General features: G+C 69.9%; 20 protein-coding genes. 8 read left to right on the forward strand and 12 right to left on the reverse strand.

What is annotated here, in order from left to right; genetic code table 11:
• Window positions 1-49: 49 nt before the first annotated feature.
• Complete coding sequence (locus ACFTQE_RS15485) at window positions 50-253, reverse strand: cold-shock protein (RefSeq protein WP_022893782.1); 204 nt, start codon at window positions 251-253, stop codon at window positions 50-52.
• A 365-nt stretch (window positions 254-618) separates the two neighbouring features.
• On the opposite strand from ACFTQE_RS15485, the gene ACFTQE_RS15490 reads away from it, so the two are divergent.
• The 3 genes from ACFTQE_RS15490 to ACFTQE_RS15500 are packed head-to-tail and all read left to right on the forward strand — an operon-like array spanning window position 619 to window position 2884.
• Window positions 619-1182 carry a VanZ family protein gene (locus ACFTQE_RS15490; protein ID WP_376925915.1) on the forward strand — a complete coding sequence of 188 codons (564 nt, stop codon included), beginning with the start codon at window positions 619-621 and terminating at the stop codon, window positions 1180-1182.
• Between the two features lie 51 nt (window positions 1183-1233).
• A complete protein-coding gene (locus tag ACFTQE_RS15495) occupies window positions 1234-2061 on the forward strand; it encodes a sulfite exporter TauE/SafE family protein (protein WP_376925916.1) in 828 nt (275 codons plus the stop codon).
• Window positions 2051-2884 (forward strand): NINE protein, encoded by an 834-nt coding sequence (locus ACFTQE_RS15500; RefSeq protein WP_376925917.1) that lies wholly within the window; start codon window positions 2051-2053, stop codon window positions 2882-2884. The genes ACFTQE_RS15495 and ACFTQE_RS15500 overlap by 11 nt, the downstream gene beginning before the upstream one ends.
• Window positions 2885-2894: 10 nt before the next feature.
• On the opposite strand, the gene ACFTQE_RS15505 is transcribed toward ACFTQE_RS15500, so the two are convergent.
• Complete coding sequence (locus ACFTQE_RS15505; RefSeq protein WP_376925918.1) at window positions 2895-4127, reverse strand: RNA polymerase sigma factor; 1233 nt, start codon at window positions 4125-4127, stop codon at window positions 2895-2897.
• Between the two features lie 6 nt (window positions 4128-4133).
• Window positions 4134-4508: a YciI family protein gene (locus tag ACFTQE_RS15510; RefSeq protein WP_375835496.1), complete on the reverse strand. Its 375-nt coding sequence runs from the start codon at window positions 4506-4508 to the stop codon at window positions 4134-4136.
• A gap of 179 nt (window positions 4509-4687) precedes the next feature.
• Between ACFTQE_RS15510 and ACFTQE_RS15515 the strand changes: the two genes are divergently transcribed.
• Window positions 4688-5845 carry a YbdK family carboxylate-amine ligase gene (locus ACFTQE_RS15515; RefSeq protein ID WP_376925919.1) on the forward strand — a complete coding sequence of 386 codons (1158 nt, stop codon included), beginning with the start codon at window positions 4688-4690 and terminating at the stop codon, window positions 5843-5845.
• On the opposite strand, the gene ACFTQE_RS15520 is transcribed toward ACFTQE_RS15515, so the two are convergent.
• The 5 genes from ACFTQE_RS15520 to ACFTQE_RS15540 form a co-directional block, all read right to left on the reverse strand.
• On the reverse strand, window positions 5818-6744 hold the full coding sequence (locus ACFTQE_RS15520; protein WP_376925920.1) for a MurR/RpiR family transcriptional regulator: 927 nt from the start codon (window positions 6742-6744) through the stop codon (window positions 5818-5820). The two genes, ACFTQE_RS15515 and ACFTQE_RS15520, sit on opposite strands and share 28 nt — an antisense overlap.
• A gap of 184 nt (window positions 6745-6928) precedes the next feature.
• On the reverse strand, window positions 6929-8389 hold the full coding sequence (locus ACFTQE_RS15525; RefSeq protein ID WP_376925921.1) for a glycoside hydrolase family 3 protein: 1461 nt from the start codon (window positions 8387-8389) through the stop codon (window positions 6929-6931).
• Between the two features lie 2 nt (window positions 8390-8391).
• Window positions 8392-9222, reverse strand: a complete 831-nt coding sequence (locus ACFTQE_RS15530; RefSeq protein WP_376925922.1) for a carbohydrate ABC transporter permease — start codon at window positions 9220-9222, stop codon at window positions 8392-8394.
• On the reverse strand, window positions 9219-10214 hold the full coding sequence (locus ACFTQE_RS15535) for a carbohydrate ABC transporter permease (protein ID WP_375835501.1): 996 nt from the start codon (window positions 10212-10214) through the stop codon (window positions 9219-9221). Before ACFTQE_RS15535 ends, ACFTQE_RS15530 begins: the two co-directional genes overlap by 4 nt.
• Window positions 10215-10233: 19 nt before the next feature.
• The gene (locus ACFTQE_RS15540; RefSeq protein WP_376925923.1) at window positions 10234-11535 is read right to left on the reverse strand and encodes a sugar ABC transporter substrate-binding protein; all 1302 of its coding nucleotides are present in this window, start codon (window positions 11533-11535) and stop codon (window positions 10234-10236) included.
• Window positions 11536-11654: 119 nt separating this feature from the next.
• Between ACFTQE_RS15540 and ACFTQE_RS15545 the strand changes: the two genes are divergently transcribed.
• Window positions 11655-12638, forward strand: a complete 984-nt coding sequence (locus ACFTQE_RS15545) for an N-acetylglucosamine kinase (RefSeq protein ID WP_376925924.1) — start codon at window positions 11655-11657, stop codon at window positions 12636-12638.
• A 47-nt stretch (window positions 12639-12685) separates the two neighbouring features.
• Here ACFTQE_RS15545 and ACFTQE_RS15550 read toward each other — a convergent pair whose 3' ends face one another.
• The 4 genes from ACFTQE_RS15550 to ACFTQE_RS15565 form a co-directional block, all read right to left on the reverse strand.
• On the reverse strand, window positions 12686-12973 hold the full coding sequence (locus ACFTQE_RS15550) for a hypothetical protein (protein WP_376925925.1): 288 nt from the start codon (window positions 12971-12973) through the stop codon (window positions 12686-12688).
• A 62-nt stretch (window positions 12974-13035) separates the two neighbouring features.
• Window positions 13036-13608: a hypothetical protein gene (locus ACFTQE_RS15555; protein WP_376925926.1), complete on the reverse strand. Its 573-nt coding sequence runs from the start codon at window positions 13606-13608 to the stop codon at window positions 13036-13038.
• Window positions 13609-13844: 236 nt separating this feature from the next.
• Complete coding sequence (locus ACFTQE_RS15560; RefSeq protein ID WP_376925927.1) at window positions 13845-14435, reverse strand: hypothetical protein; 591 nt, start codon at window positions 14433-14435, stop codon at window positions 13845-13847.
• Between the two features lie 57 nt (window positions 14436-14492).
• On the reverse strand, window positions 14493-16175 hold the full coding sequence (locus ACFTQE_RS15565) for an acyl-CoA dehydrogenase family protein (protein ID WP_376925928.1): 1683 nt from the start codon (window positions 16173-16175) through the stop codon (window positions 14493-14495).
• A gap of 266 nt (window positions 16176-16441) precedes the next feature.
• Here ACFTQE_RS15565 and ACFTQE_RS15570 point away from each other — a divergent pair, with 266 nt between their 5' ends.
• The 3 genes from ACFTQE_RS15570 to ACFTQE_RS15580 all read left to right on the forward strand — a co-directional run bounded on the left by ACFTQE_RS15570 (window position 16442) and on the right by ACFTQE_RS15580 (window position 23653).
• Entirely contained in the window at window positions 16442-18175 is a 1734-nt protein-coding gene (locus ACFTQE_RS15570; protein ID WP_376925929.1) for an ABC transporter ATP-binding protein, read from the forward strand.
• Complete coding sequence (locus ACFTQE_RS15575; protein ID WP_376925930.1) at window positions 18172-20289, forward strand: ABC transporter ATP-binding protein; 2118 nt, start codon at window positions 18172-18174, stop codon at window positions 20287-20289. Before ACFTQE_RS15570 ends, ACFTQE_RS15575 begins: the two co-directional genes overlap by 4 nt.
• 199 nt (window positions 20290-20488) lie before the next feature.
• A complete protein-coding gene (locus ACFTQE_RS15580) occupies window positions 20489-23653 on the forward strand; it encodes a M14 family zinc carboxypeptidase (protein ID WP_376925931.1) in 3165 nt (1054 codons plus the stop codon).
• Window positions 23654-23713 lie beyond the last annotated feature (60 nt).

Raw genomic sequence — 23713 nt, forward strand, 5'->3', positions numbered from 1 at the left:
CCCCCGCAGCTTGCGCTGCGGGGGCGTTCGAGTGGTGCTTTGCCGAGGCCTAGAGGCCGCGGATGTTCTCGGCCTGCAGACCCTTCGGGCCCTGTGCGACCTCGAATTCGACCTTCTGGCCCTCTTCGAGCGAACGGTAGCCGTTGCCCGAGATGGCGCTGAAGTGCGCGAAGACGTCGGCCGAGCCGTCGTCGGGAGCGATGAAGCCGAAGCCCTTTTCGGCGTTGAACCACTTGACGGTTCCGGTTGCCATACTGCTGTCCTTCTGTCCTATGGGCTGCTGGTGCGGCCCGATGCGATCGACGGTCGATCGCTGCCCCGCACGGCGGGTTGCCGACGGAGCGGGGGGCGAGGGGCGGGAGTGCGCTCAGGCATCCGCCGTCTCGTATCGGGTCATGCCACGCGGATCGGTCCGCCTCCGGGCAATCAGGTGGAGGCACGGGCGAGCGCCCGCTTGATGGAGGAATCAGTGAACATACCCTATCGGGTGACGTTCAGGTTCACAGGCTACGCGACCGAATCGTGACCTGGGAAGTCTTTCCGCCGAATTCCCTCACCATCGGTGAAACTCGGCACGATGTCAGAACGCTCGCAGCAAATGGGTGGAGAATCATGGGCATGAACCGCCGCCCCCTCGGTCTCGTCGCTGCTGCGTACGCAGCGGTCGTGCTGTGGGCGACCATCGGTCCGGCGCCCTGGCGCACGGCGGGGCACCAACTCGACGGCGGCATCCTGAATCCCGACGCGTGGACCGCTCCCGTCACCTGGACCACCGGATACTTCGCCGAGATCGCCTTCAACGTGGCGATCTTCCTGCCGGTCGGCGTGCTGGCGGCGCTGCTCATCCCCCGCCGTCGCTGGCCGCTCGCGATGCTCGCGGGTTTCGGCTTCACCGTCTTCATCGAGCTCGTGCAGGTGCCGGAGCCCACCCGTATCTCCGACCCCCGCGACCTCGTGATGAACACGGCGGGCGCGGTGCTCGGCGTGCTGATCGTCGTGCTCGCCCGCGGAGTGCGCCATGCCGGCCTCATGGCCGCGGCCCTGGTCGAGCAGATCCCCGAGCAGATCCCCGAACAGCTGACGGATGTCTCGGCACCCGCCTCCGCACGAGGCGAAGCCGTTCCCGTCGCCGTCGTGCCCGAACCCGCTCTCGTGGCGGCGCAGGTCGACCGCGCCGCGTAGCCGGGCGCTTCTTCCCCCTCCCCGAGCGATGCGCGCCAGTACAGTAGGCGGGTGACTTCAGCCGACTCGCCCGCCGCCGACACCGATCGGCGCGCCGGATGGGCGCGCCTCGCCGTCATCGGCGCGGTCGGCGGGCTGCTCTCCGGCGCCTTCGGCGTCGGCGGCGGCATCCTCATGGTGCCCTTGTTCGTGATGTTCGCCGGCATGGACCAGCGCCGCGCGTCGGCCACCTCGCTCGCGGCGATCGTGCCGACCGCGATCGTCGGCGCCATCACCTACTTCGTGAACGGCGAGGTCGACGTGATCCCCGCCCTGTTCGTCGCCGCGGGCGGCATCATCGGCTCGTGGATCGGTGCGCGACTGCTGCGCCGACTCCCCCTCGGCTGGCTGCGCTGGATGTTCATCGCCCTGCTCGTCGCCGTCGCGGTGCGCATGCTGCTCTTCGTGCCCGAGCGCGCGGCGATGCACCTCGAGCTCGACGCGCTCACGATCATCGGCATGGTGGCGCTCGGTCTCGTCATCGGCGTGGCATCCGGTCTCTTCGGCATCGGCGGCGGGCTCATCATGGTGCCCGCCTTCATGCTCTTCTTCGGCATGGGCGACCTCGTCGCCAAGGGCACCTCGCTCGCCGTGATGATCCCCACCGCGATCAGCGGTACCGTGACGAACGCCCGCGGCGGCGTGGTCGACCTGCGCGCCGGCATCATCGCCGGCATCGCGGCGACGGTGGCCTCGTTCGGCGGGGTCGCCCTCGCACACCTGATGTCGCCCGAAGTGTCGACCTGGCTGTTCGCGACCCTCGTCGTGATCGCCGCGGTGCAGCTCTCGGTGCGAGCCGTTCGGCTGCAGAAGAAGGAGAGGAGCGAACGTGTCGCTTGAAGCCGGTTGGTACGACGACGAATCGGATGCCGCGCTGCTGCGCTACTGGGACGGCACCGCGTGGACGCCGCACACCGCCCCGAGGCCCGCCGACGCCGCACCGAATCCGCTGCGCGTCGTCGCAGGAGGTGCCGGAGCAGCGCCGAGCGCGCCGTCGACACCGCCCGCGCCGCCCGCACCGCCGGCCGCGACTCCGCCGGCTCCGACCACGCCGCCGATTCCGCCGTTCGGCGCGGCGCCCGCATTCGACGACATCGACGAGTCGACGACGGCACGGCCCATGGGCGCTGCCCCGCAGCAGCCGTTCGCCGCGGCCGGTGCGCCCCCCGCCGTGCCCGCCTACCCGGGCGCTGCTCCGGCCGCGTTCCCGCCGCCGCCCGCCGCCCCGGGCGAGTTCCCGGCGTACACGCTGCCCGCGCCTCCCGGCTACGCCCTCCAGGAGCAGACGACCGCGCCACTCCCGCCCGGGTACGTCGGCGCACCCGGCCCGCAGTTCTCGTACGAGCCGTACCGCACGGCCGGTCGCACCTTCGTCGCGACGTGGCTGTTCGCGATGCTCCTCGGCTTCTGGGGCGCCGACCGCTTCTACCTCGGCAAGTTCGGCACCGCGATCGCGAAGCTCCTGACGCTCGGCGGTCTCGGCATCTGGGTGCTCGTCGACCTGCTGCTCGTGCTCACGGGCTCGCAGCGCGATCGTGACGGGCGCCCGCTCGAGGGATACGAGGAGCACAAGCGGACCGCGTGGATCGTGACGGGCGGCCTCGTGGGCCTCTGGGTGCTCACGGGCATCGTGTCGGGAATCGCGAGCCTCTTCGTGCGCTGACCCCAGTTCGTCAGCGCCCGGCGCGCAGCCGTTCCGCCTTCGCGGCCAGGTAGCGCTGCTCCGGGCCGTTCAGCGTACGTCGTGCCGCTTCGGTGAACGCGAGCGACGCAGCATCCGTCGAACCCGACAGCTCGAGCAGGTGCCCGCGCACCGCCCAGGTGCGGTGATGCTCGGCGAGCGTGCCGCCGGCCGCCGATTCTGATGCCTCGAGCGCCGCGAGCCCCGCCTGCGGTCCCTCGACCATGGCGAGCGCGACGATCCGGCCGAGCGAGACCATCGGGCCGGGGCTGAGCCGTCCGAGCAGGTCGTAGAGGCCGAGGATCTCGATCCAGTCGGTCTCGGCGGTGGAGGGCGCCTCGTCGTGCACGGCGGCGATCGCGGCCTGCAGCTGGTACGGGCCGATCGGCGCACGGTCGAGCACCTCGGTCACGAGCGCGACCCCTTCGTCGATCATGGCCCGGTCCCAACGGGAGCGATCCTGCTCGTCGAGCGGCACGAGGGCGCCCGCGGCTTCGGCCCGGGCCGCCCGGCGGGCATCGGTGAGCAGCATGAGGGCGAGCAGCCCGGTCGTCTCCCCCGAGGCATCGGCGTCGACCTCGCGCAACTGCCTGGCGAGGCGGATGGCCTCGGCCGAGAGGTCGACCCTGGCGAGCTCGTCGCCCGAGCTCGCCGTGTGGCCCTCGGTGAAGATGAGGTAGAGCACCTGGCGCAGCGCCGAGAGCCTCGCCTCGAGCTCGGGCGGGCGCGGCATCCGGAAACCCTCTCCACTCGCACGGATGCGCGCCTTCGCGCGTGAGATGCGCTGCGCCACGGTCGGTTCGGGCAGGAGGAGTGCGCGGCTGATCTCGGCGGTCGTGAGCCCGCCGACCGCGCGGAGCGTGAGGGCGAGCTGCGCGGGCCGGCCCAGTGCCGGGTGACAGCAGAGCAGGAACAGGGTGAGCGTGTCGTCGACGGCGGTCACGTGCGCGGGCTCTGGTTCGAGCTCGATCGCGCGGGACTCGCGGCGTCGGCGCGCGGCATCCGATCGTACCTCGTCGATGTGCCGCCGTGACGCGACGCGCACGAGCCAGGCGCGCGGGCTGTCGGGCACCCCGCTCGACGGCCACTGCTCGGCGGCGGCGATGAGGGCCTCCTGCATCGCGTCCTCGCATGCAGCGAAGTCGCCGTAGCGCCGCACGAGCACTGCGAGCGCCGACGGTGCGGCGGCTCGCAGCGCCCGAACGGCGTCGGCCTCGTCAGCCATCGGGGATCAGGCGTCGGCGCCCGATGCCATCTCGAGCACCGGTCGCACCTCGACGAGGCCGAACTGCGCCTCGGGGAACCGCCCGGCGATCTCGACCGCCCGAGCTTCGCTCTCGCAGTCGACGAGGTAGAAGCCGGCCAGCAGCTCCTTCGTCTCGGCGAACGGCCCATCGCTCGCGACGGTGCCGTCGTCGCCGTTCGTGACGCGCTTGGCGAGCGAGATGTCGGCGAGCGCCTCCGCCGCGATGTACTCGCCGCTCGAAGCGAGCTCGGTGCTGATGGCCTCGTAGAACTCGTAGCCCTCCGCCTGCTCCTCAGGAGTGAAGGCGCTCCACACGGCGCGCGACTCGGGGTTGCTGTAGATCTGGATCAGGTACTTCATCGGAATCGCTCCTTCGATCTGGGGAGGCAGAACCGCGCTCCCACCAGTATGTCGAGGCTGCGCTCGGGATTTCGACAGCAGGATCGCTCCGTCCGGAAGGGCTTGACAGCGCGCGCCCGTCTGAGGAGAGTTCGAGCGTCTGCATCGTGCTCAGGGGGCGTGCTCGGGAGGGGGCGGAGATGGCTGCGGTTTCGACCTTCGGCATCGAGGAGGAGTTCGTCTTCCTCGACCCTGCGACCCTTCGGCCGACGGATGTCGCGGGGGGCGCGTTCGACCGCCTCATCGCACGACCGGGGTTGGAGCGCATCACGCACCGCGAGTTCCTCGCCTCCCAGGTCGAACACGCCTCGACGGTGTTCACCTCGACCGACATGGCGCTCGACTCCCTCGTGAACTTCCGCCGCGAGCTCGCCGCAGAGGGGGAACGACTCGGGGTCGTCGTCGCGAGCGTCGGCGCACCGCCCGATGCGCACGGCTTCCCGACGGTCACCGACCTGCCGCGGTACCTCCGCATCCTCGACGACATGGGCGGCGTCATCGCCGACCACCAGATCCAAGGGCTCCACGTTCACGTCGGGGTCGCCGACCACGACGACGGGGTTCGCGCGCTCAACGTCACGCGAACCTGGCTCCCGCTCTTCTCGGCCCTGACCGGCAACTCGCCGTTCTGGCGCGGGCACGACACGGGATTCGACAGCTGGCGCAACGTCTCGCAACGTCGGTGGACCACGACGGGCTGCCCGCCGGTGTTCCGCGACGGCGCCGACTACGACCGCCGCCTGAAACGACTCATCGGGGTCGGCGGCATGAAGGACCAGGCGATCATCATGTGGAACGCCCGGCTCTCGTCGAAACTGCCGACGGTCGAGGTGCGCGTCGCCGACGCCCAACTCGAGGCGTGGTCCTCCGTGCTGCTCGCCGCGCTCTTCCGCGCACTCGTCGCGAGCGTCGTGGACGAGTCCTTGGACCGCGAGGCGTCGGTGCAGCCGAGCGCGGAGTCCGCTCCCGGCCCTGAGCTGTTGAACGCGTCCCTCATGCACTCTGCGCACTCGGGGCTGAGCGGTGACGTGCTCGACCCCGTGCTCGCAGAACTCCGGCCCGCCGGGGAGACGCTGGAGCGCTGTCTCAGCGTGCTGCAGCCTGCGCTCGAGGCCGCGGGCGACCTCGAACTCGCGCGCGAGGGCGTGGCCCGGCTGCTCGCCGACGGCACCGGTGCTGCTCGGCAACGCACGGCGTTCGCCGCGCGCGGCATGCCGGGCCTGCGCGAGCTGTACGGGTCGACGTTCACGGCGTCTCCCTCGCGTCGCCCTCACACGCCGGCGGCAGCGGACTCCTGATCGTCGCCGGCCCCGTTGCGCTTGCCGCGCTTGCCCGCGAGCCGGTGCGACTCGGTGACCTCGTGGGTGCGGCGCAGGGGCACGGCGACGTCGCCGTGGCGGCGTTGCGCGACGCGCACGAAGAGGAAGTCGACGAGCGCGAGCTGGGCGATGCGACTCGACATCGCGCCCATGCGGTAGCTCGACTCGCGGGCCCGCGTGAGCAGCACGAAGTCGGCGAACTCGACGATCGGCGACTCCGGGGAGTTCGTGATCGCCACCGTCGTCGCGCCCGAATCGCGCGCCGCGGCGAGCGCGTTGATCGTCTCGGTCGTGAGGCCCGAGTGCGAGATGCCGATCGCGACGTCCTTCGGCTTCCGCAGCGCGGCCGAGACGAGCGCGAGGTGGATGTCGACCGAGCAGAACGCCGAGATGCCGATGCGCGCGAGCTTCTGCTGCAGGTCCTGCGCGGTGAGCCCGCTCGCGCCGAATCCGTAGAGGTCGACGTGCCCCGCAGCATCGATCGCGTCGACCACGGCGTCGAGCGCCGTCGTGTCGAGTCCCGCGACCGTCTGCTCGATGGCGAGCACCTCGTGGTACGCGATCTTCGCGAGCACGTCGTCGGCCGAGTCGTCCGGACTGATGTCGGAGTCGGCGAGGCCGAAGCGGTCGCGCTCGGCGGCCTCGCGACTCACCGCTCTCGCCACCTCCATGCGGAACTCGCGGTACCCGCTGTAGCCCACCGTCTGGCAGAACCGCGCGACCGTCGAGAGCGAGGTGCCGCAGACGCTGGCGAGGTCGGTGATCGTCAGGTCGACGACGAGCGTCGGGTCGGCGATGATCACGTCGGCCACGCGCGCCTCCGACGAGCTCAGGCGCGGCAGCGCATCTCGCACGGCGGTGAGCACGTTCGCCGACATCACAGGGGCCTCTGTTCCGGGGATCGGGCGCCGGTGGACGCGGCGCCGCCGCCCGGTACGGTGCCGAGCAGCACTCCATCCTCGGGGGCGATGGCGGCGAATGCGAAGCGACGCGCCACCCCAGTCCGGGTCACATCGGCGAAGGCCACTCGGGCGCTGCCGAGGGCGACCGGGCTCGGCGCGATCACGCCGAGATCCCCGTCTCGAGCAGCTCGCGCACCGCGGTCGCGGTCAGCCGGCTCGCGGCGCGCGCATGGAGCGTCGGCAGCGGCAGCGCAGCTCCCGGTGCCACCGGGACGCCGACGTTCACGACGACGGCATCGGGTCGCATGCGCGCCACGTTCTCCACTCGTCGCCGTTGCACGCCGTCGGTGCCGACCGAGTCGACGAGCACGATGAGCGATCCCGACCCGGGCACCGCGGCATCGCCGCGGAGCACGTCGCCGCCGTCGGCGATCGTCGCCTCGACGTAGTCCCGGTCGCTGGCGACGGCGAGTGTCGAGCGGCCGCGCACATCGAGCACCGTTCGGGGGCCCGGTGCGGGCGCGATCACGCCGTCGACCGTGATCGCAGCGCGGGCGACGACGGCCCCGTCGAAGGACGACGACTCGCCGCGTTCACGTGCCTCGAGCGTGGCCGCCAGCCGCCGCACACGAGCGACCGCACGTTCGAGCACGTCGACCGGCAGGGTGCCGTCGTCGAGCGCCGCGAGGATCGCGTGCTGCACCTCGCGGAACTCGCGCACGTCCTGGTCGATCGCGGCCTCGGCGCCGAGGTTCGTCGGGTTCGAGATGCAGAGCAGGTCGGCGCCCGCGAGCAGCGCCTGCACGGCGCCGGCTCCCGCGCCGACGGACTCGCGCACGGCGGCCATGTCGAGCGCGTCGGTGATGATGACGCCGTCGAAGCCCATCGCCCGCAGGCGACCGAGGGCGACCGGATTCAGCGTCGCGGGCTGCTCGCCCCACTCGGGCACGATGATGTGCGCCGTCATGACCGCGTCGACGCCCGCGTCGACCGCCGCCTGGAACGGCGGCAGGTGCACGCGCTCGAGTTCGTCGAGCCCGATGGCGAGCTCCGGCATCGAGTGATGCGAGTCGAGGTGGGTGTCGCCGTGGCCCGGGAAGTGCTTGACGCACGCCGCAGCACCCGACGAGCGGATGCCCCGGAGCGCCGCGACCGCATGCCGAGCGACGAGCTCGGGCGTCTCGCCGAACGAGCGCACCCCGATCACCGGGTTGCGGGGGTCGGTGTTGACGTCGGCGACGGGCCCGAGCACGACGTTGGCGCCGACCGAGAGCGAGACCCGGGCGAGCTCGCGGCCCACGGCCTCGGTCAGTGCGAGGTCGTCGACGACGCCGAGCTGCGCCGCGCCCGGCAGCGTCGAGCCGGCCGCCGCTTCGACGCGGGTGACGTTGCCGCCCTCCTCGTCGATTCCCACCACGAGCGGAGGACGGTGCCCTCGGAGCTCGGCGGCCAGCGACATCCGCTCGCCCTCGTCACCGAGGTTGTGGGCGAACAGCACGACTCCGGCGAGGCCCGCGTCGAGTTCGTCGCGAAGCCATTCGGGCACGCTCCGGCCGAGGAATCCCGGCCAGAGCACGCCGTTCACGAGCGCGCGCAGCGCCCGATCGTCGATGGCGCCCACGATCAGCCCTTGACCGCGCCGGCCACGAGGCCCGACGAGAGCCGACGCTGCACGATGACGAAGAAGATCATGACCGGCAGGGTGATGAGCGTCGAGGCCGCCATGATGTAGCCCCACTCGTTGGAGTGCAGGCCGAAGAACGACTTCAGGCCGATCGCGACGGTGTAGTTCTCCGTCGCCCCGCCGAGCAGGGTCATCGCGAAGATGAACTCGTTCCACGCGGTGATGAACGAGAAGACGCTCGTCGCCACGAGACCCGGCATCACGAGCGGCAGCATGATCGAGCGGAACATGCGCCACCAGCTCGCGCCGTCGATGTAGGCGGCCTCCTCGAGCTCGACCGGCACGGCGGCGACGAAGCCGCGCAGCATCCAGATGCCGAACGGCAGCGAGAGCGCGACGTAGACGACCATGAGGCCGAGGAGCGTGTTCAGCAGGCCGAGGTCGCGCACCTGCACGAACAGCGGGATCACGAGCGCCTCGAGCGGCACCATCTGCACGACGAGGATCATGAGCAGCATCGCCGTACGGAACTTGAACTTGAACCGCGCGACCGCGACCGACGCGAGCAGTGCCACGACCGCGCTCGCGAGCACGGTCACGATCGCGACGATCGCGGAGTTGCGGAGGAAGACGTCGAAGCCGCCCTCGTTCAGCACGTAGGTGAAGTTGTCCCAGGTGAACTCCTTCGGCACGAGCGACTGGCCGCCGCTCGAGGCCTGCGCGTCGAACGCGCTCGAGACCATCCAGTAGACCGGGAAGAGGGTGAAGAGCAGCAGCGCGACGACGGCGACGATCTTGCCGAGGTTGCGTGCGGGGGAACGCCTTCTCACAGCTGTTCCTCCTTGAAGAGCGTGCGGATGTAGACCACGGTGATCGCGAGCAGCGCGAGTGTCAGCAGCACGGCGAGCGCCGAGCCGAAGCCGTAGCGGTTCTGGCCGAACGACTCGACGTACGACCACACGCCGAGGTTCAGCACCGAGCGGTTGGAGCCGGCGCCTCCCGGCATCAGGTAGACCTGCGCGAAGACCTTGAAGTCCCAGATCGTCGACAGGATGATGACGACCGAGAAGACGGGCTTCAGCGTCGGGAAGATGATCTTCCAGAAGCGGCGCCATGCTCCGGCGCCGTCCATCTCGGCGGCCTCGAGCATCTCCTTCGGCACGCCGAGGAGGCCCGCGAGGATCGTGATGGCCACGAACGGGAAGCCGTGGTGGATGACGTTCAGGAGCACGATGCCGTAGAAGGTCCACTGGTTCGTGAACCAGTTGTACGGCTCGTCCATGAGGCCCATGGCCATGAGCGTCGAGTTGACGATGCCCCGGTCGGCGTCGAAGATCCAGACCCAGACGTAGGTGCCGGTGACCGCGGGCATCGCCCAGGCGATCATGATGGCGCTCGCGACGACGGTGCGCCACAGCGTGCCGAGCGAGGCGAGCAGCAGGGCGACGAGCGTGCCGACGATGACCGTGCCGCCGACGGCCGCGACGGCGAAGCCGAGCGTGTTGGGCAGCACGACCGACCAGAGCGTCGGGTTGGTGAACGCCTCGACGTAGTTGTCGAGGCCGATGAAGTTCGGCTTCCCGCTGACGATCTCGCGCAGGCCGTAGTCCTGGAGCGAGAAGAGCACGACGCGGATGAGCGGCCACAGCATGAGGCCGCCGAGGATGATGAGCGCGGGTGCCAGCAGCACCCACGGTCGGGCTTTCGCCCAGGTCAGGAGACGGCGGCCACGGGGGCCGCGGCCACCCGGGCCGCCGGCCACGGGCGCGGACGCCGGAGCGCCCTCACCCGTGACCGGCAGCGTTGGTGCGAGATTCGACAAAGCGGATGCCTCAGTCGCCTCAGTTGCCGTTCATGATGGTGTCCATCTCGGCAGCGGCGTCCTTCGTCGCCTGCTCCACGGTCTTCTGACCGCTGAGGATGGCCTGCATCATGGTGTTCGTCGTCTGCTTGGCCTGCACCGCACCGAAGGTGGGCGTGACGGGCACGGATGCGCCGCCCTCGACCATCTGCTGGGCGAAGGGCTGCACGAGCGGGTCGGTCGACGCGAGCGCGTCGTCCATGAGGGACTCGAGGCCCGGGAAGTAGCCGGTCGAGTCGGCCCACTCGGCTGCGAACTTGCCGGTGGTCATGAGCTTCACGAAGGCGAACGCGAGGTCCTGGTTCTTCGAGGTGTTGAAGACCGAGAGGTGCGAACCGCCGAGGACCGACGGCGAGATGCCCTCCTCCTGGCCGGGGATGACCGCAGCGGCGATCTTGCCCTCGAGGTCGGGAGCCTTCTCGATGAGCGCCTTCGGGGTCCACGAGCCCGAGAGCATCATGGCGACGTTGCCCTGCGTGAACGCGTCGCGCACGTCGGTCTCCTTCCACGTGGTCGCGCCGGCCGACGAGAAGCCGTGCTTCAGCGCGAGGTCGGTGTAGAACTGGATGCCCTCCTGCGACTCCTTGCTCGCGAGGCCCGAGGTCCACTCGTCGCCCTTGAGCGTCGAGACCTCGCCGCCGGCGCCCCAGACCCACGGGTAGACGCCGAACTCGGCGTTGCCGGGCACGGCGAAGGCGAGCATCTCGGGGTGCGCGGCCTTGATGGCCTCACCCGCTGCGACGATGTCGTCCCAGCTCGTCGGCGCCTCGAGGCCGAGCTCCTCGAAGACGTCGGCGCGGTAGACGATCGAGCGCACGCCGGCGTACCAGGGCATGCCGTAGAGGTCGCCGTCGTAGGTGCCGGCGACCTCGAGGCCGTCGACGAGGTCCTTCTCGAGGCCCTTCTCGGCGGCGACGTAGTCGGTGAGCGGCGCGAGTGCGCCGGCGTCGGCGAACTCGGCAGTCCAGGTGGTGCCGGTCTCGGCGACGTCGGGCGTGGTGCCGCCCGCGATCGACGTGACGAAGCGGTCGTGGGCGTCAGCCCACTGCACGTACTCGACGTCGAGGGTCGCACCGGTCTCCTCGGTGAACGCCTCGCCGACCTTCTCGAAGAAGGGCTCGGAGTCGGGGTTGGTGCCCTCCATGATCCAGACGGTGAGGGTCTCGCCCTTCGCGTCGATGGGGCCGTTGTCTGCGGCGGGCGTCTCGCCGCTCGAGCAGGCTGCCAGGGCGAGCGCGGCGGTGAGGCCGAGCGCTGCGACCGGGAGGAAGCGCTTGTTCATAAGGGGGTCTCCTCGTTGAAACTGTCAGTGGCACGCGTGTGCCCAGCTGTGAATCTGAAACGGATGTGCATCTGAACCAGAACGGACTCTGGAAGTAGTATTCGGGAATGGCGGTCAGTTTGCAAGAAACTTCCGAATCGACGGAATGGGTGCTCGGCATCGACGTCGGCGGCACGGGCAGCAGGGCCGCCCTCGAGCCCGCGGCGACGACGTCGCACGAGGCCGACGGCGGAGCTCGCCGTGCGCTCGACGGCCCGCCGGTGTCGATCACGCCGAGCGGCAGCACCGCACTCGGCGTCGTCGGGTCATTGATCGAACGGGCCCGGGCCGAGTGGCCCGAGGCGCGGATCAGCGCGGTCGGCATCGGCGCCACTGGGCTCGCCTCGCTCGTCTCCTCGCCCGCTGCGTCACTCGCCGCGCTGCGCGAGGCGGCCGGCGCACCGGTCGCGCTCGCGATCGATGCGGTGACCGCGCACCTCGGCGCGCTCGGCGGTCGGGCGGGCGCGGTCGTCGCAGTGGGCACGGGGTCGATCGCGATCGGGACCGACCTGCGAGACGTCTGGCGCAGGGTGGGCGGATGGGGTCACCTCTACGACGACCGAGGCTCGGGCGCGTGGATCGGGATCGAGGGCCTGAAGGCCGCGATCCAGACCCACGACGGTGTCACGACGGATGCCGCGGCGCTCCTCTCCGCGGCCGAGTCGCGCTTCGGCCCGGCGCCGGACTGGCCGGCGCAGCTGTACACGCGCCACGATCGCGGCTCGGTGCTCGCCGGCTTCGCAGCGGATGTCGCGGGCCTCGCGTCGGTGGGCGATGACGTCTCGACGGGCATCATGGCCGAGGCGGGCGCCCTCGTCGCAGCGACGCTCGCCACGGCACTCGACCCCGCGCTGCCCGATCCGAAGCTGGCCGCAGGCACCGGCGGCGTCTTCGCCGCGGGCGGCGCCTTCACGAGCGCATTCGAGCGCGAGTTCGCGCGACTCGCGCCCGACGCATCGCTCGTGCCCGCAGCGGGCGGCCCGCTGGACGGGGCGGTGCACCTGGCTCGACTCGCCGCGACCGGCGAGGTGCCCGCGGGGCATCCGCCGTACCTGTGGCGCTGACGGACGTTCGCTGACGGAGGTTCGCTGACGGACCCGGCGCCGACGGATCAGCGGGCGCTGTCGGCGGAAGGGGCTCCGGCGGGCGGGTCGTCGTCGGCCGGCGTCTGAGCCGCCTGCGCGGTACCCGCCTCACCCGAGGGCTTCCTGCCCGCCCCGAACGCGAGGGCGAAGACCAGACCGATGGCGACGCCGATGCCGATGCCGACCGCGAGGTTGTCGAGCGAGACGCCGAGCGAGACCCCGATGCCGGAGCCGAGTGCGAGTCCGATGCCCCAGCCCTCGACGGAACGAGGCGGCGGCTTCGCCCCCTGCGGGGACTCGGGTGCGTCGGTCATGGGTACAGCTCAGTCCATCGCGTGCGTCGCCGCATCCGCCGCGCGAGGGAGATCGTGAGGCGTCAGCAGCCCGGACCCGATGGGTTCGCGTTGCAGTCGCCGTTCGTGAGCACGGTGTCGAAGTCGCCGACGAGTACGCGCTGCGGGTCTCCGGCGACCGCGAGCGTGCCGGCGATCGAACGCCAGCCCGAGCCGGCGAATCGATACTCCGCCCGCAGCACGGCCTCGAGTGCGACCGTGTACTCACCGGAGTCGGCGAAGACGCGGCTCGTGCCCGTCGCCGTGAACTCGCGCTGTCCGAGCGCCGCCCACGTCGCGCCCGGCGCTCCGCTCTCGATGACGACGCCGTCGCTGTGCCGCCAGCGGTACCCGACCGGCGTGAACCGCACGTCGGCGGGTTGGCCGAGCAGCGTGCCCGACACCACCTGCACGGATGCCGCGGCCACGAAGTTCGCCGGAAGGTCCTCGACCGCCCAGCCGCCGGGCTCCATGCCGTTGCCCGGCTTCGCGGGGATGAAGGACGCGATGTCGCGGAGGGTGACGACGACGGCCGGGGCCGGCGCCGCGGGGTCTTCGGGAATCTGATCCGCTCTACAGCTGGCGGGATCAGTTGGCTTGCAATTGTCGATTTCCACGCCGAGAGCGAAGTCCACCGAATTCAGTTCGTCTGATCCTTCGACTGACGCATCGACCGGCGCCTCCGGGTCTGTGTTCAGCACCGGTGGCTCTCCTGGAAGCTCCGTACGTTCTTCTGCTCGGATGACAGCACCCGAGTCGGTGACGTCCCCGACGATGTAGTCGATCGAGTTGATATCCCCCGGCGCAAGTCCTCCTGCGAGCGCGAGCGACGCCGTCACCAGGACAGCCTTCCTCAGCAGAAGTCTTCGCCGGACCACGACTGCGCCCCTGAAACTACCAACTGGGCCGGAGCTTTGACCGAGCTGGATTCAAACTCCACCTGGATAGGCGCACGATTCAGTCGCTCGGGCGGAGTCACATCTGCCCCAGCCGCATCTATGACTCGAACCCCCGAGACATCGAGGCAGAGATATACGCTGACCGTCGCAACGCCGTCGGCCTCAACCTTCTCGACCAGACCTGCGTTGTCGAAGAGTGTGTCACCCTGCGTGCGCGTCCCACTCTCTTGAAGCCGTTGCAACGAATCCTCAAGTCCCCTCGCGTATGACGGGCTGGCCACCTCGTCTAGTTGCGAGGTGTCAGCTACGCCTGCCGCTGTCAGCTGATCGACGATGGCTAGGTGCGCCTCATACGCCTCAACTGCTGCCGCCAGCGCCTCCTCATCCGAGGCGAAGATCGGGTCCGCGGCATCCGCAGAGGGGCTCGGCGATGGCGCTGGAACAGCGCGGGCGCACCCGCTCAACAGCACCGCGACGGCACCGGCCGCGGCGAGCGCGGCACGGGCGCTCGGGCGCGGCCACCGCGTCGATCGGGAGAGGGACATGGCGAACACCCTAGGCGAGCCGCCGGGGTCCGACCACGGTTATCCACAGCGGCCGGCTCACGCCCGCGCGAGGATCCCCGCCACGTCGGCGCCTCGCGGCAGCACCCCGTACTGCCGCCCGCCCTCGTCGCCGAGGCGCGTGCGCACGAACGCATCGGCGACGCCGCCCGGCGAGGTCCGCAGCATGAGCGACCCCTGCAGCACGAGGGCCAGCCGCTCGGTCAGCTCCCGCGCGAGGAAGGCGACGCCAGCGGCATCCGGCGCCGACAGCTCGCGCACGAGCGACCTGGCCGCATCGAGCGCGGAGACGAACACGGGCGACTCCCCCGCCGCCGCACCGACCTCGTCGAAGAACGCCTCGAACGCCTCGGGTTCGCGCACGAGCACGCGCAGCACGTCGAGTGCGATGACGTTGCCCGATCCCTCCCAGATCGCGAGCAGCGGCTGCTCCCGGTAGCGGCGCGCGAGCGGGAACGCCTCGGTGTACCCGTTGCCGCCGAGGCACTCGAGCGCCTCGGCGGCGTGCCCGGCACCGCGCTTGCACACCCAGTACTTCGAGACCGCCGTCGCCAGTCGGCGGAACGCCTGCTCCGCGCCATCCGCGTCGCTGTCGTACGACCGCGCGAGCCGCATCGCCGTGAGCGTCGCCGCCTCCGACTCGAGCGCCAGGTCGGCGACCACCGCGGCCATCGCCGGCTGGTCGACGAGCAGCGCGCCGAATGCGCGCCGGTGCCGCACATGCCACGCGGCCTCGGCGACCGCCTGCCGCATGCCCGCCGCCGAGCCGATCACGCAGTCGAGCCGGGTGCGCGTGACCATCTGCACGATCGTCGCGACGCCGCGCCCCTCCTCGCCGATGAGCCAGCCCGTCGTGCCGTCGAGCTCGATCTCGCTCGACGCGTTCGACCGGTTGCCGAGCTTGTCCTTCAATCGTTGGATGCGGAACACGTTCCGCGAACCGTCGGGCAGCACCCTCGGCACGAAGAAGCAACTGAGTCCGTGCTGCGCCTGCGCGAGCACGAGGAACGCATCGCTCATCGGCGCGCTGCAGAACCACTTGTGGCCCGTCAGCCCGTACTCGGCGCCCCACGACCCCGCGCCGCCGCCCGAACCCGAGCCGCCGCGCCGTTCGGCCCGCGTCGTGTTCGCCCGCACGTCGGATCCGCCCTGCTTCTCGGTCATCGCCATGCCCACGAGCGCCGACGGCTTGGCCCCGCCACCGCCGCCGAGCGCCGGGTCGTACGAGCGGCTCAGCAGCCGCGGCATCCATTCGTCTCGCAGACCGGATGCCGCGAGCTCGAGCGTCGGCACCGCCGCGTGCGTCATCGACACCGGGCAGGCGTGGCCGGGCTCGACCTGCGCGAAGAGCAGGAACGCCGCCGCCCGATCGACGTTCGCACCGGGTCCGGGCGCAGCAGCGGCACTCGTGTGCGCACCGGCGGCGACGGCCGACCCGATCACGCGGTGGTAGGCGTCGTCGTACTCGACCTCGTCGAGGCGACGGCCCCAGCGATCGAACGTGTGCAGCACGGGCGGGTGGGTGTTCGCACGCTCGGCGTCACGCTGGAAGGCCGCAGAGCCCACGAGCGCGCCGACGTCGGCGAGCGAGGCCCGAGCGGATGCCGCTCCGCCGCCGCTCCCCCATCGCGCGACCGCCTCGACGAGCGGCGTGTTCGCCGTGTACTCGTCGATGCCCTCGCGCGCGGGCACCTGGTTCTCGACCTCATGCGTGCTGATCATCTTCGACCTCCGCGCCCATTCTCGCGCTTCCGCAATGTGCTGATGGCCCACGATTTCGCTCTGGGTGAACGCAGCCGCCGGATGGCCCCGTCGCGCTTGCGTCACCCCGCCCACCGTGTGAGGCTGTAACGCTGCAATGTCGTACGGGGGTGCGATGCTGCAGGTCGAGCGAGGGGTTGGCTGCCCTGGCCGGTGCTGTGCGCGCACGAACGCGCCTCGGCAGGCGGTGTCCGCTCGATTCCCTGACTCCTCGCAATGGAGACGTCATGCTCGGAAAAATCCTTGTCCGTTACCTGAAACCCTACAAGTGGCTCCTGCTCGGTGTGCTGGTCTTCCAGTTCATCTCCGCACTCGCCACGTTCTATCTGCCGCGCCTCAACGCCGACATCATCGACAACGGCGTCAGCAAGGGCGACACCGCCTACATCTGGTCGACCGGTTCGTTGATGCTCGTGATCTCCCTCGGGCAGATCACGGCGTCGATCATCGCCACCTACTTCGCGGCACGCGCCGCGATGAGCGCCGGCCGCGACATCCGCGACCACGTCTTCGAACGCGTCTCGGGCTTCTCGGAGCGCGAGGTGTCGAGGTTCGGCCCCGGCTCGCTCATCACCCGCAACACGAACGACGTGCAGCAGGTGCAGATGCTCGCGATGATGGGCGCGACGATGCTCGTCACCGCACCGATCCTCGCGATCGGCGGCGTCATCTTCGCCCTGCAGCAAGACGTCGGCCTCAGCTGGATCATCGCGGTGGCCGTGCCCACCCTGCTGATCATCGCGATCATCGTCATCAGCCGCATGGTGCCGCTGTTCCGCAGCTACCAGCACAAGCTCGACAACGTGAACCGCATCATGCGCGAGCAGCTCACCGGCGTTCGCGTCGTGCGCGCGTTCGTGCGCGAGCCCATTGAAGAGGAGCGCTTCCGCGGCGCGAACACCGACATCATGGTCGTCGGCCGCAAGGTCGGTTCGCTCTTCGTGCTGCTCTTCCCGCTGTTCATGCTCGTGCTCAACGTCACCGTCGTCGGCGTCGTGTGGTTCGGCGCATTCGCCGTCGATGCCGGCGAGGTGCAGATCGGCACGCTGTTCGCCTTCATGCAGTACGTGATGCTCATCCTCACGGGTGTGCTCATGGCGAGCTTCATGACGATCATGATCCCGCGCGCCGCGGTCTCGGCCGAGCGCATCGGCGAGGTGCTCGACTCGACCTCGACGCTGGCACGCCCCGAGAACCCGGTGACGGTCTTCCCGACGCCGGGTTCGGTCGAGTTCACCGACGCCGCGTTCACCTACCCCGGTGCCGAACACCCGGTGCTCTCGGGCATCACGTTCGGAGCCGCTCCCGGTGAGACGGTCGCGATCGTCGGATCGACGGGTGCCGGCAAGACGACCCTCGTCTCGCTCATCCCGCGGCTCTTCGACGCCACGGGCGGCAGCGTGAAGGTCGGCGGCGTCGACGTGCGAGAAGCCGACCTCGACCACCTCTGGTCGTCGATCGGCCTCGTACCGCAGCGCCCGTTCCTCTTCACCGGAACGATCGCCTCGAACCTTCGCTACGGGCGTGAAGACGCCACCGACGAAGACCTGTGGCACGCACTCGAGATCGCCCAGGGCCGCGACTTCGTCGAGGAGATGGACGGGCAGCTGAACGCGAAGATCTCCCAGGGCGGCACGAACGTCTCGGGCGGTCAGCGGCAGCGACTCGCGATCGCCCGTGCGATCGTGCACCGCCCCGACATCCTCGTGTTCGACGACTCGTTCTCGGCGCTCGACCTCACGACCGACGCCAGACTCAGGCAGGCGCTCTGGCGCGAACTGCCCGAGGTGACGAAGATCGTCGTCGCCCAGCGCATCTCGACCATCACCGATGCCGACCGCATCGTGGTGCTCGACGACGGCGGCATGGTCGGACTCGGCACGCACGAACAACTGCTCGAGACCTCGCAGACCTACCGCGAGATCGTCGAATCCCAGCTCGGAGTGGAGGCCGCCCGATGACCGCACAGACCCCGCTCTCCGCTGAGGAGCAGATCGAGATCGAGCTCGGCGAGCAGGCTCGCATCAACGCCGACGACTGGAGCGGCGCCGTCGCACCGGGCAAGGCGAAGAACTTCGGGCAGAGCTTCGGCCGTCTCATCGGGCTGCTGAAGCCGCACGCCTTCGCGTTCATCCTGGTGTCGATCCTCGGCGCCATCGGCGTCGTGCTCACGGTGTGGGCGCCGAAGGTGCTCGGCGAGGCGACGAACATCATCTTCGCCGGCGTCATCGGCCAGCAGTTGCCCGCGGGCTCGACGACCGAGCAAGCCGTCGAGGGGCTGCGTGCCGCGGGTCAGGACGACCTCGCCAATGTCGTCGCGACGGCGGGCGTCGTGCCCGGCGAGGGGGTCGACTTCGTACGGCTGAGCCAGGTCATCATCCTCGTGCTCGCGCTGTACATGGCGGCGTCGGTGCTCACCTGGGTGCAGGGCTACGTGATCAACGTCATCATGGTGAAGACCATGTGGCGCCTGCGCGAGTCGGTCGAGGCGAAGATCAACCGCCTGCCGCTGAGTTACTTCGACAAGGTTCAGCGCGGCGAGCTGATCTCGCGAGTCACCAACGACATCGACAACATCACGCAAGCGATGCAGCAATCCCTGTCGACCGTGGTCACCTCGGTGCTCACCGTCGTGGGCGTGCTCATCATGATGTTCACGATCTCGTGGCAGCTCGCCCTCGTGGCGCTCGTGTCGCTGCCGCTCATGGCGGTCATCTTCGGCATCATCGGCCCGAAGTCGCAGAAGGCGTTCGGCATCCAGTGGCGCAAGGTCGGCCGACTGAACGCCCGCGTCGAGGAGTCCTTCTCGGGCCACGCGCTCGTCAAGGTCTTCGGCCGCGAAGAGGACTCGCGTGCGAAGTTCAAGGCCGAGAACCAGGAGCTCTACGAGGCATCCTTCAAGGCGCAGTTCCTGTCGGGCATCATCATGCCGGGCATGATGTTCATCGGAAACCTGACGTACGTCGGCATCGCGGTGCTCGGCGGGCTCATGGTCTCCACCGGGCAGCTGCGTCTCGGCGACGTGCAGGCGTTCATCCAGTACTCGCAGCAGTTCACCCAGCCCCTGTCGGAGCTGGGCGGCATGGCTGCGGTGGTGCAGTCGGGCACGGCTTCGGCCGAGCGCGTCTTCGAACTGCTCGACGCCGAAGAGCAGGAGCCCGACGCGGCTGATGCCCCGGCGCCCGCCGACGGCGACGGCACGATCGTGTTCGACCACGTCGCGTTCTCGTACACGCCCGAGCGCCCGCTCATCACGGATCTGTCGTTCCAGGTCGAGCCCGGGCAGACGGTCGCGATCGTCGGTCCGACCGGCGCCGGCAAGACGACGCTCGTGAACCTCATCCTGCGGTTCTACGAGCTGAACGGCGGCCGCATCCTCGTGAACGGTCAGGACATCGCGAACCTCACGCGTCACGACGTGCGTGCGCGTACGGGCATGGTGCTGCAGGATCCGTGGCTGTTCGCGGGCTCGATCCGCGACAACATCCGTTACGGTCGCCAGTCGGCGACCGACGACGAGGTGCTGGCCGCGGCGCAGGCGACCTACGTCGACCGCTTCGTGCACTCGCTTCCCGACGGGTACGACACCGTGCTCGACGAAGAGGCGTCGAACGTGTCGGCCGGTGAGAAGCAGCTCATCACGATCGCCCGTGCGTTCGTGGCGCAGCCGTCGGTGCTGATCCTCGATGAGGCGACCTCCTCGGTCGACACCCGCACCGAGCTGCTGCTGCAGCACGCGATGGCGGCGCTCCGCGAGGGGCGCACGTCGTTCGTGATCGCACACCGCCTGTCGACCATCCGCGATGCCGACCTCATCCTCGTGATGGAGCACGGCGACATCGTCGAGAAGGGCAACCACGACGAGCTCATCGCTGCGAAGGGCGCGTACTACCGCCTCTACAACTCGCAGTTCGAGCAGGCGGCGACCGACCTCGACGCGGAGCTCGCTGCTGCGGAAGACGGCACGGTCGTCACCTCGGCAGACGGCGAGTCCGAGGGCGGCGACGCCGAGTCCGCTGCGGCGACGGCCGGCGACGCCGAGCCGAGTTCGGAGCCCGACGCCGCGAAGATCTGACACCCGCTCCACCCGACTGCCCGTCGGATGCCTCAACCGAGGCGTCCGGCGGGCAGTCGGCGTTCGGGGCGCAAGGCCCTTGACGACCACCGACGCGACCGGAAAGATGAGGAAGGTTCAGCCGGGCTCAACCATGCCCCGCACGAACGATCGTGGACACACCGTGACCGAAGCGCCATCGCGCACAAGGGAGTACGCCATGTTCCGCCTGAGCACCGCCCGTCAGCTCGCCGTCGCCACTGCAGCGGCACTGATCCTCACCGTAGTGAGCGCCACGCCGAGCGTGGCGAAGCCGGCGCCCCCGCCCGGCGGCGACGACCAGTTGGCGGTCTACACCGGCGAGGTGGATGCCGCGGGGCTCGCGGCGATCGTCGCGCTCGGCGTCGATCGGAGCGAGATCGTGGCGACCCCGGCCCCCGAGGCCGGGACCGTCGACATCGAGGTGATCCTCTCGGGCGAGCAGGTCGCGGAGCTGGCGAAGTCCGGCGCCGACCTCGAGCAGAAGACCTCCGTGCAGCGTCGGGCACTGGCGCCCGGCGACGGCGTGTTCCGCACCTACTCGGGCCCCGGCGGCCTCCAGGAGGAGCTGGTGGCACAGGCCGCCGACAATCCGACGATCGCCGAACTCGTGGTGATCGGCCAGACCATCAACGGCCAGGACATCACCGCGGTGCGGGTCACGAAGAACGCCTCGAAGGTGAAGGACGGCAAGCGACCGGCGACCGTGTTCTCGGCCGCGCAGCACGCGCGGGAGTGGATCACGCCCGAGATGGTGCGACGCCTGCTCGACCACGTGCTGACGGGATACGGCAACGACCCGCGCATCACGAAACTCGTCAACACGACCGAGATGTGGTTCATCCCGGTCGCCAACCCCGACGGGTACGACTTCACGTTCGAAGACGGCCAGCGACTCTGGCGCAAGAACGTGCGCGACATCGACGGCAACGGCGTCATCACGCCCGGCGACGGCGTCGACCTGAACCGCAACTTCCCGACCCGGTGGGGCTACGACAACGAGGGCTCCTCGCCGAACCCCGGAAGCGAGACCTATCGCGGCAGCGCGCCGGCATCCGAACCCGAGACGCAGGCGCTCGACTCGCTCTTCGCGAACATCACGCCGGAGTTCCTCGTGAACTACCACTCGGCGGCCGAGCTGCTCCTGCACGGGATCGGCTGGCAGGTCGCGACGCCGTCACCCGACGACGTGCTCTACGAGGCGATGGTCGGCGACGACGCGACCCCGGCGGTTCCCGGCTACGACCCCGACATCTCGGCCGAGCTCTACACAACGAACGGCGACACCGACTCGCACATGCAGGAGGCGTACGGAACGCTCGGCTTCACACCCGAGATGTCGACGTGCGAAGCGGCATCCGACTCGGTGCCCGACGACGAGTGGCTGGCGGAGGACTGCCAGAGCGGCTTCAACTTCCCCGACGACGAGGCGCTCATCCAGACCGAGTTCGAGAAGAACATCCCGTTCGCACTCGCGGTCGCGGAGTCGGCACTCGACCCGAACGACCCGATCTCGGTCGTCGACCGCGATGCCGCCGACTTCGTCGTCGACAGCTTCGACGTGTCGTACGGCGACCCGCAGCCGGTGGCCGTCACCGCGAAGCGCGACCTCACGGCGAAGTTCATGCAGTACCGCATCAACGACGGCCGCATGCGCCTCGCTCCCGTGAAGGAATGGCAGGGCGGCGAACGGTACGGCGACGAGAACGACGACTACTACGCCGAGTACCGGGGCACCGTGAAGGGTGCGAGCCCCGGCGACACCGTCGAGGTGTGGTTCTCGGCGTTCCCGTCCATCCGCGACGTGCTGAAGGGCGAGAAGTTCAAGAAGATCGAGAGCGAGCACTTCACGTACACGCTCGCGCAGGACACCGGCAACCCGGTGCTCGTGATCGCCAACGAGGACTACACGGGCGTGAACCCGACCTACCCGCCGGGCACGACCGAACCGAAGTACCTCGACGAGCACGTCGCCGCCATCGAGGCGAACGGCGTGACGCCCGACACCTGGGATGTCGACGCGCAAGGAGTGCCGCATCCGCTCGGCGTGCTGTCGCACTACCAGTCGGCGTTCTGGTACCTCGGTGACAACCGGCTCACGCAGGACCCGGAGGACGCGCTGACCGACACCTTCCAGTTCGGACCGCTCCCCGACCTCTCGGTCGCCGAACGGCAGCAGTACCTCACGATCGCGGTGCGCGACTGGATGAACGAGGGCGGCAGGCTCGCGGTCTCCGGCGAGACCGCAGGGTACTTCGGCCTGCTGGGCGACGCGCTCGGCGGCATCTACTACGGGCTCGACGGCGCTCCCGAGGAGGACTGCGTGGTCACGCAGGACTTCTTCTCGGACTGCCTGCTGCTGGCCGACGACTTCACGCAGTACTGGCTGGGCGGGTACAACCGAACACCGCTCGTCGCTTCGGGAGTGACCGGCACGGCCGAGCCGCTCACCGGCGTCGAGGCCCTCTTCGGCGGACCGGCGACGGTCGACAACCCGATCGACGAGGTCGGGGCGTTCACGCCCACGAGCGAGGTGCTGCCCGTGGCCGAGTTCCCGCAGTTCGAGAGCTGGGCCGCAGCCGACTACGTCGATGCCGAAGGCCGGGTCGTGCCGGTCGAGGGAGCCTGGGCGGTCGCGGCGACGCACATCGACGACGGCTACCAGCGACTGGCTCGCACGTTCGACCTGACCGGTGTGCCGGCGGCCGACGCGCCGACGTTCGAGGCGCAGATGGCCTTCGAGACGGAGGCCGGCTACGACCACGTGATCGTCGAAGCGCGTCCGGTGGGAACCGAGGAGTGGACGACGCTCCCCGACCTGAACGGCGGCACCTCGGCCGAGGTTCCGACCGAATGCGAGGCCGGATTCCTCCTGGCCGAGCATGCCAACCTCGAGCACTACCTGACCGGCGGCAACCCGTGCACGCCGACGGGCTCGAGCGGTTCGTGGAACTCGTTCACCGGGTCCTCCGGCGGCTGGGTGCCCGTGGCGTTCGACCTCAGCGCCTACGCGGGCGCTCAGGTCGAGGTGGTCGTGAGCTACGTCACCGACCCGTCCTCGGGCGAAATGGGGCTCATCCTCGATGACACGAAGCTCGTCGTCGCGGGCGCCGACACCCAGGCCGAGGGCTTCGAGACGGGCCTCGGCGCGTGGCAGGTGCTGGACGCACCCGAAGGAAGCCCAGGCAACAGCTCGAACTTCGAGCGCACCGAAGGGCTCGGCGCGATCATCGCGGCGACGGCGACACCCGACTCGCTGCTCCTCGGCTTCGGCCTCGAGCAGCTGTCGACGGATGCCGAGCGCACGGCGGTGGTCGAGCGGGTGCTCGCGCACCTGCTCGGGTAGCCATCGGCCCGGCTCGTCGAAGCCGAGCACCGACGACGCCGGCCCGGTACCCCGTGAGGG

The organism is Agromyces sp. NPDC056965 (assembly GCF_042673425.1).
Taxonomy (GTDB): domain Bacteria; phylum Actinomycetota; class Actinomycetes; order Actinomycetales; family Microbacteriaceae; genus Agromyces.